Source organism: Aeromonas sp. Prich7-2, assembly GCF_017939255.1.
Classification (GTDB): Bacteria; Pseudomonadota; Gammaproteobacteria; order Enterobacterales; family Aeromonadaceae; genus Aeromonas; species Aeromonas caviae.
Window position 1 is genome coordinate 9825 of the sequence record NZ_JAGKRI010000310.1, and the last position, 7428, is coordinate 17252.

Annotated in this window: 4 protein-coding genes and 1 pseudogene; 4 read left to right on the forward strand and 1 reads right to left on the reverse strand. The window is 58.0% G+C overall.

The annotated features are described in order from the left end of the window. Nucleotides 1-159: 159 nt before the first annotated feature. The 3 genes from ycaO to pflB all read left to right on the forward strand — a co-directional run bounded on the left by ycaO (nt 160) and on the right by pflB (nt 5475). A complete protein-coding gene (gene ycaO / locus J9892_RS22365) occupies nt 160-1920 on the forward strand; it encodes a 30S ribosomal protein S12 methylthiotransferase accessory factor YcaO (protein ID WP_010674506.1) in 1761 nt (586 codons plus the stop codon). Nucleotides 1921-2302: 382 nt separating this feature from the next. Then, entirely contained in the window at nt 2303-3151 is an 849-nt protein-coding gene (focA, locus tag J9892_RS22370; RefSeq protein WP_041211359.1) for a formate transporter FocA, read from the forward strand. A 41-nt stretch (nt 3152-3192) separates the two neighbouring features. Next, nucleotides 3193-5475, forward strand: a complete 2283-nt coding sequence (gene pflB / locus J9892_RS22375; RefSeq protein WP_010674504.1) for a formate C-acetyltransferase — start codon at nt 3193-3195, stop codon at nt 5473-5475. A gap of 686 nt (nt 5476-6161) precedes the next feature. Here the strand turns inward: pflB and J9892_RS22380 are convergent. Beyond that, nucleotides 6162-6617: a YcgN family cysteine cluster protein gene (locus J9892_RS22380; RefSeq protein WP_052816298.1), complete on the reverse strand. Its 456-nt coding sequence runs from the start codon at nt 6615-6617 to the stop codon at nt 6162-6164. 263 nt (nt 6618-6880) lie between these two features. Between J9892_RS22380 and J9892_RS24905 the strand changes: the two are divergent. Continuing rightward, nucleotides 6881-7428, forward strand: a pseudogene (locus tag J9892_RS24905) (IS481-like element ISAs19 family transposase); the annotation flags it as partial.

A 7428-nucleotide genomic window follows, 5' to 3' on the forward strand; every position in this document is an offset into this window, starting at 1 on the left:
AAAAATCGCCGCCCCGCAGCGCACCGCCCGGTCCCACTACCACACCCCGCCCATCCAATGCAGGCCTGGGCAAGCCCACACCATTGCCCTGGCCGCTTTCCCCGTCACTCATGCTATTATCTGCGTCCAAACATGAGCCCATAAAATCAGGACATTGTGATGACCGACCACACTTTTATTCCCGGCAAGGACGCAGCGCTGGAAGACTCCATCGAACGCTTCCAGACCAAGCTGCAAGCCCTGGGGTTTGATATCGAAGAGGCCTCCTGGCTCAACCCCGTGCCCAACGTCTGGTCCGTGCACATCCGGGACAAGGAGTGCGCCCTCTGCTTCACCAACGGCAAGGGTGCCAGCAAGAAGGCGGCGCTCGCCTCCGCCCTTGGCGAGTATTTCGAGCGTCTCTCCACCAACTACTTCTTCGCCGATTTCTACCTGGGCGAGCAGGTCGCCAATGGCGACTTCGTCCACTACCCGAACGAGAAGTGGTTCCCCATCGAGGGGGATCAGCTGCCCGCCGGTCTGCTCGACAGCTTCACCCGCAAGTTCTACAACCCGGACGGTGAAGTGACCGCCGACATGCTGGTGGACCTGCAATCCGGCAACGAGGAGCGCGGCATCGTCGCCCTGCCCTTCGAGCGCCAGTCTGATCACCAGACCGTCTATATCCCGATGAACATCGTCGGCAACCTGTATGTTTCCAACGGCATGAGCGCCGGCAACACCCGCACCGAGGCCCGCACCCAGGGGTTGTCGGAGGTGTTCGAGCGCCACGTGAAGAACAAGATCATCGCCGAGGCCATCAGCCTGCCCCAGATCCCGGGCGAGGTCATCGCCCGTTACCCCGGCATCAAGGCGTCCATCGATGCACTGGAGGCCGAAGGCTTCCCCATCTACAGCTTCGATGCCTCCCTCGGCGGCCGTTATCCGGTCATCTGCGTGGTGCTGCTCAACCCGAGCAACGGCACCTGCTTTGCCTCCTTCGGCGCCCACCCGCGCTTCGAGGTCGCCTTCGAGCGCACCGTCACCGAACTGCTGCAAGGGCGCAGCCTCAAGGATCTGGACGTCTTCGTGCCGCCGTCGTTTGACAACGAACAGGTGGCGGATCACCACAACCTGGAGACCCACTTCATCGACTCCTCCGGCCTCATCAGCTGGGATCTGTTCAAGGAAGAGTCCGACTTCGAGTTTGCCGACTGGGACTTCCGTGGCACCTCGCAAGAGGAGTTCGACCACCTGATCGGCATCTTCCACGAGCTGGAGCAGCCGGTCTACATCGCCGACTACGAGCACCTGGGGGTCTACGCCTGCCGTATCCTGGTGCCCGGCATGTCCGACATCTATCCGGTGGAAGATCTGCTGCTGGCCAACAACACCATGGGGGCCCACCTGCGGGAAACCATCCTGGCGCTGCCGGCGCTCGAGTGGGACGCAGAGCAGTACATGGCCCTGTTCGACCAGCTGGATGAAGAGGGTCACGACGAGCGGACCCGGGTGCGCGAGCTGCTCGGCATCGCCGCCGCCAAGGGCACTGCCCTGCACACCCTGCGCGTCGGTGAGCTCAAAGCCATGCTGGCGCTGGCCGCAGGCGACCTGGAGAGCGCCCTCGACCTCATCGACTGGACCATGGAGTTCAACCAGTCGGTGTTCCCGGCGGATCGCGCCGCTTACTACCGCGCCCTGCGCGCCTGCGTCGAGCTTTTCCTCGACGAGGAACGCGACCCCGAGCAGTACCGTCCGGTGTTCGCCCGCATGTTCGGGGAAGAGACCCTGGCGCAGGCGTGGGCCAACGCCCGCGGCGAGGCGCGCTTCCACGGTCTGGAAGCCGCCGATCTCTCCCTCTCCCAGTTCCCGCTGCACCAGAAACTGCTGGCCGCTTACGAGAAATTGCAAAAAGCCAAACGAATCCACACCTGGAACTGATATGCTGATATGACGAAGGGGCCCTGAGGGCCCCTTCTGTTTTATGGTCTACGCTTTGGCTGGCCGTGCCACAAAGATGAAATAAAAGACAAAAAATACCTCTTAGGGGGTTGTTAATTTGGCACTCATGGTGCAGTGCGGCCGCAAAGGTGCCTGGCCGGTACTTTTTTAAGGGTGTCCTTTATAAGTTCTTAAAAATCATAAAATTAATAACAGACTCATTTCTGTTTCACCTGAAACCTGGTGTAAAGAAACGCTTCCGGATGGTGAAAAATCCTGTAGTAAAATTACATTCACAATCTGTAATTCTTGATCGGAGTCAATTTTGGGGATCAGCCCCTTTGTTATGATTTCCACAGGCAAAATATGCAGGTACTGAGAATTGAAAGCAGAATCTCCCTTTGATTGTTTGAAGCCCGAAGCCATCGCCGCCCTGGCCGAAGACATTACCTATGCCAAGGCCACCAAGCCCGCATACAAGGTCATTCCCCTGGCCATCACCGCTGGCGCCTTCATCTCCATCGCCTTCGTCTTCTATATCACCGTCACCACGGGCTCAAGCGGCATGGCCTGGGGCATGTCCAAGCTGGTGGGCGGCATCTGCTTCTCCCTCGGTCTCATCCTCTGCGTGCTGCTCGGCGCCGAACTGTTCACCTCCACTACCCTCACCCTGGTAGCCAAGGCGGCGAATCGCATCAGCTGGGCCCAGTTGCTCAAGAACTGGGGACTGGTCTACTTCGGCAACCTCATCGGCGGTCTCATCATCGTCGGCCTCATCATCATGTCGGCGGAATACACGGCAGCGGATGGTCAGTGGGGGCTGAACGCCATGAAAGTGGCCCAGCACAAGATCCATCACACCTTCTTCGAGGCCGTGGCCCTTGGCATCCTCTGCAACCTCATGGTGTGTCTCGCCGTGTGGATGGCCTTCGGCGCCCGCAGCGCCACCGACAAGGTGATGGTGATGCTGCTTCCCGTCGCCATGTTCGTGGCCTCCGGTTTTGAGCACAGCATCGCAAACATGTTTATGATCCCGGTCGGTATCGCCATCCACAGCGTCGCGAGCCCGGAATTCTGGCAGGCCATCGGCCAGGATCCGGCAACCTTTGCCGACCTGACCGTGTCCAACTTCGTCCTGCACAACCTCATCCCTGTCACCATAGGTAATATCATTGGTGGTGGCGTCATGGTTGGGCTGACTTACTGGTTTATCTTCCGTCGCCATCATTAAGGATGGCGGCAGACACATAAATACCTTGAGAGGTAATGAAAATGGCAGAACTTAACGAACAGTTCCAAAAAGCATGGGAAGGCTTCGCAGCCGGTGAATGGCAGACCTCTGTCAACACCCGTGACTTCATCCAGAAGAACTACACCCCGTATGAAGGTGACGAGTCCTTCCTGGCTGGCGCGACCGAAGCTACCACCAAGCTGTGGGACAAGGTCATGGAAGGCATCAAGATCGAGAACCGCACCCACGCGCCGGTCGATTTTGATACCGACCTGCCCTCCACCATTACCGCTCACGATGCCGGCTATATCGACCAGAGCCTGGAGCAAATCGTTGGTCTGCAGACCGACAAACCGCTCAAGCGCGCCATCATCGCCAACGGCGGTATCAAGATGGTCAAGACCTCTTGCGAAGTGTACGGTCGCCAGCTTGACCCCATGGTCGAGAAGATCTTCACCGAGTACCGCAAGACTCACAACCAGGGCGTGTTCGACGTCTACACCAAAGACATCCTGAACTGCCGCAAGTCCGGCGTCATCACCGGTCTGCCGGATGCCTACGGCCGTGGCCGTATCATCGGTGACTACCGTCGTGTTGCCCTGTACGGTATCGACTTCCTGATGGCCGACAAACTGGCCCAGTTCAAGTCCCTGCAGGCCGATCTGGAAAACGGTGTCAACCTGGAAGCCACCATCCGTCTGCGCGAAGAGATCTCCGAGCAGCACCGTGCCCTGGCCCAGATGAAGGTGATGGCTGCCAAATATGGCTGCGACATTTCCGTACCGGCCAAGACCGCCAAAGAAGCCGTCCAGTGGACCTACTTCGCCTACCTGGCGGCGGTCAAGTCCCAGAACGGTGCCGCCATGTCCTTCGGTCGTACCTCCAGCTTCCTGGACATCTACATTGAGCGTGACCTGCAAAAGGGTCTGATCACCGAGCAAGAAGCCCAGGAGCTGATGGACCACATGGTCATGAAGCTGCGTATGGTTCGCTTCCTGCGTACCCCGGAATACGATTCACTGTTCTCCGGCGACCCGATGTGGGCCACCGAGACCCTGGCCGGTATGGGCGTTGACGGCCGTACCCTGGTCACCAAGAACAGCTTCCGTATGCTGAATACCCTGTACACCATGGGCCCGTCCCCTGAGCCGAACCTGACCATCCTGTGGTCCGAGAAGCTGCCGGTCGGATTCAAGAAGTACTGTGCCAAGGTATCCATCGAGACCTCTTCCGTTCAGTACGAGAACGACGACCTGATGCGTCCGGACTTCAACAACGATGACTACGCCATCGCTTGCTGTGTGTCCCCGATGATCGTCGGCAAACAGATGCAGTTCTTCGGCGCGCGTGCCAACCTGGCCAAGACCATGCTGTATGCAATCAACGGCGGTATGGACGAGAAGCTCAAGATCCAGGTCGGTCCGAAGACCGAAATGGTCACCTCCGAGTACCTCGACTACAACGACGTGATGGACAGACTGGATCACTTCATGGACTGGCTGGCCAAGCAGTATGTCGCCGCCCTGAACATCATCCACTACATGCACGACAAGTACAGCTACGAAGCCTCCCTGATGGCGCTGCACGACCGTGACGTCTATCGCACCATGGCCTGTGGTATCGCCGGTCTGTCCGTCGCCGCTGACTCCCTGTCTGCCATCAAGTACGCCAAGGTCAAGCCGGTACGTGATGCCGATGGCGTCTCCATCGACTTCGAGATCGAAGGCGAGTACCCGCAGTTCGGCAACAACGACGCTCGCGTCGATGACATCGCCTGCGACCTGGTCGAGCGCTTCATGAAGAAGATTCAGAAGCTCAACACCTACCGCGGTGCCGTGGCGACCCAGTCCGTGCTGACCATCACCTCCAACGTGGTGTACGGCAAGAAGACCGGTAACACCCCGGATGGTCGTCGCGCCGGTGCGCCGTTCGGCCCGGGTGCCAACCCGATGCACGGTCGTGATCAGAAGGGTGCCGTTGCTTCCCTGACGTCCGTCGCCAAGCTGCCGTTCGCCTACGCCAAAGATGGTATCTCCTATACCTTCTCCATCGTGCCAAACGCGCTGGGCAAAGACATGGAAGCCCAGAAAGCCAACCTGGCCGGCCTGATGGATGGTTACTTCCACCATGAAGCCAACCTGGAAGGTGGTCAGCACCTGAACGTCAACGTGATGAACCGTGAAATGCTGCTGGACGCCATGGAAAACCCGGAGAAATATCCGCAGTTGACCATCCGCGTATCCGGTTATGCCGTTCGCTTCAACTCCTTGACCAAGGAGCAACAGCAAGACGTCATCACCCGTACCTTCACCGCTTCTCTGTAATAGCGTCTCGGTGAAACAAAACCGGCGCCCAGGCGCCGGTTTTTTTATGGCTGTTTGGCAGTGTGCAAGCCGCTTCCCACCTCCCAGGCCCGCTGGCTCGTGGGCTCTGACCCGCAGGCTCAGCCAGACGTTAGCCTCCTAACGCCCCTCTCTATGATGCCCCTCTCCACTCCCCTCCTGCGCTTGATGCACGGATGTGCCCACCGGCACTCAGGCACTCAGGTACTCAGGTACTCAGGTACTCAGGTACTCAGGTACTCAGGTACTCAGGTACTCAGGTACTCAGGTACTCAGGTACTCAGGTACTCAGGTACTCAGGTACTCAGAAAAGCAGAGCAGAACCATGCTCGACCACCACGAGTTTTGCATAGCAACCTCGATCTATTCCCTCTCCCCTTGGGAGAGGGTAAGGGTGAGGGGAAACCACTCTACATCGCCAGAAGACGCCAGAAAGCAACAAGGGCAGCGGAGTGTGGACTCTGCTGCCCTTGTGTCTAAAAGCGATTGAACGAATGCAGGCGGCGTTAGAGACGGCTTCTCACCCCCCTCACTACGCTCATCTCACCACGAAGCTTTAAACTGCCTTTGATCGCAAAAAAACATATCAATTGCATGCCAAAAACAACAGAAGCAGCGGAGTATCACTCCCCTGCCCCTATAGTAAGAAATAAACGGTGGTTTAAGGCTTAGCTCGCCCAGGTGATGATATGGTCGGCCCAATCGCCGGCATGTACCTCATGGATCACCTTGCCGCGCACCGACTGGCCGGCCTGGTGCATGGCGCTGCGGCTGCCGGTGATAAGCGGATGCCACTCTGGCAGGCTCTGCCCCTCCGCCAGCAGGCGATAGGCACAGGTCGAGGGCAGCCAGTCATATTCGGCAATCTTGTCGTGGGTGATCTGCAGGCAGTCCGGCTCTTTTTTGAAGCGGTTGCCGTAGTCGGAGCACTGGCAGGTCTTGGTATTGAGCAGGTTGCAGGCCACGTTGGTGAACACCAGCTCCTCGGTGTCCTCGTCAATGAGCTTGTTCAGGCAGCACTTGCCGCAGCCATCGCACAGGGACTCCCACTCGGTCATGGTCATCTGCTGCAGGCTTTTTACCTGCCAAAAGGGGGCGTTCTGCACGGGTTCACTCTGCTGCATAAAAGTTGGCTCACTCAATACACTGACAAGCGCGTGGTTATACGCCCTATGGCCCGATTTTTCAAGGTTGGTGGCTGTCTACGAAGCTCAACACACGAGATGCTCATGGCTAAAAATTGAAGCACCTGAAATTTGAACGTTTTGAGAATACAGCCTGTATGGAGATGGTATTCACCTGACAGTTGCCCACAAAAGGGAGTGGTCATACGGCTTCAAACCGGATAACAAAACGGTACCCCTACCGTGTTATCCGGAGTCACCGTATGACCACCAACGAGAAAGTAGCACGTCGTAAACTCAGCCTGCTAGAGCTCGCCAAAGAGCTCAATAACGTCAGCAAAGCCTGTAAGCTCATCGGCTACAGCCGCCAGCAGTTCTACGAGATCCGCCGTAACTACCAGACCTATGGGGCTGAGGGCTTGCTCGACAAACTCCCCGGCTGTAAAGGGGCGCATCCCAACCGGGTCGCTCCCGAGATTGAACAGGCCATCCTCGCTTACTCTCTCACCAGACCAACCCATGGCCCGCTGCGGGTCGCGCAAGAACTCGCTCTGCAAGGCATCAACGTCAGTGCGGGCGGTGTGCGTGGCGTGTGGCAACGTCACGATTTGCTCTCCAAACATGACCGCTTGTTGCGCCTCGAGAAAACCCACAGGGAACAGACGATTGAGCTCAATGACGAGCAGATCCGCCTGCTCGAGCGCTTCAGCCCCGAGTTTCGCGAACGCCAAATTGAGGTTCACTACACCGGGGAACTGGTGGCGGTCGACACCTTCTTCGTCGGCGCACTCAAGGGGGTGGGCAAGGTGTA

Coding starts and splice junctions, on each gene's coding strand:
- ycaO (WP_010674506.1), top strand. CDS start 160: ATGACCGACCACACTTTTATTCCCGGCAAGGACGCAGCGCTGGAAGAC.
- pflB (WP_010674504.1), top strand. CDS start 3,193: ATGGCAGAACTTAACGAACAGTTCCAAAAAGCATGGGAAGGCTTCGCA.
- J9892_RS22380 (WP_052816298.1), bottom strand. CDS start 6,617: ATGCAGCAGAGTGAACCCGTGCAGAACGCCCCCTTTTGGCAGGTAAAA.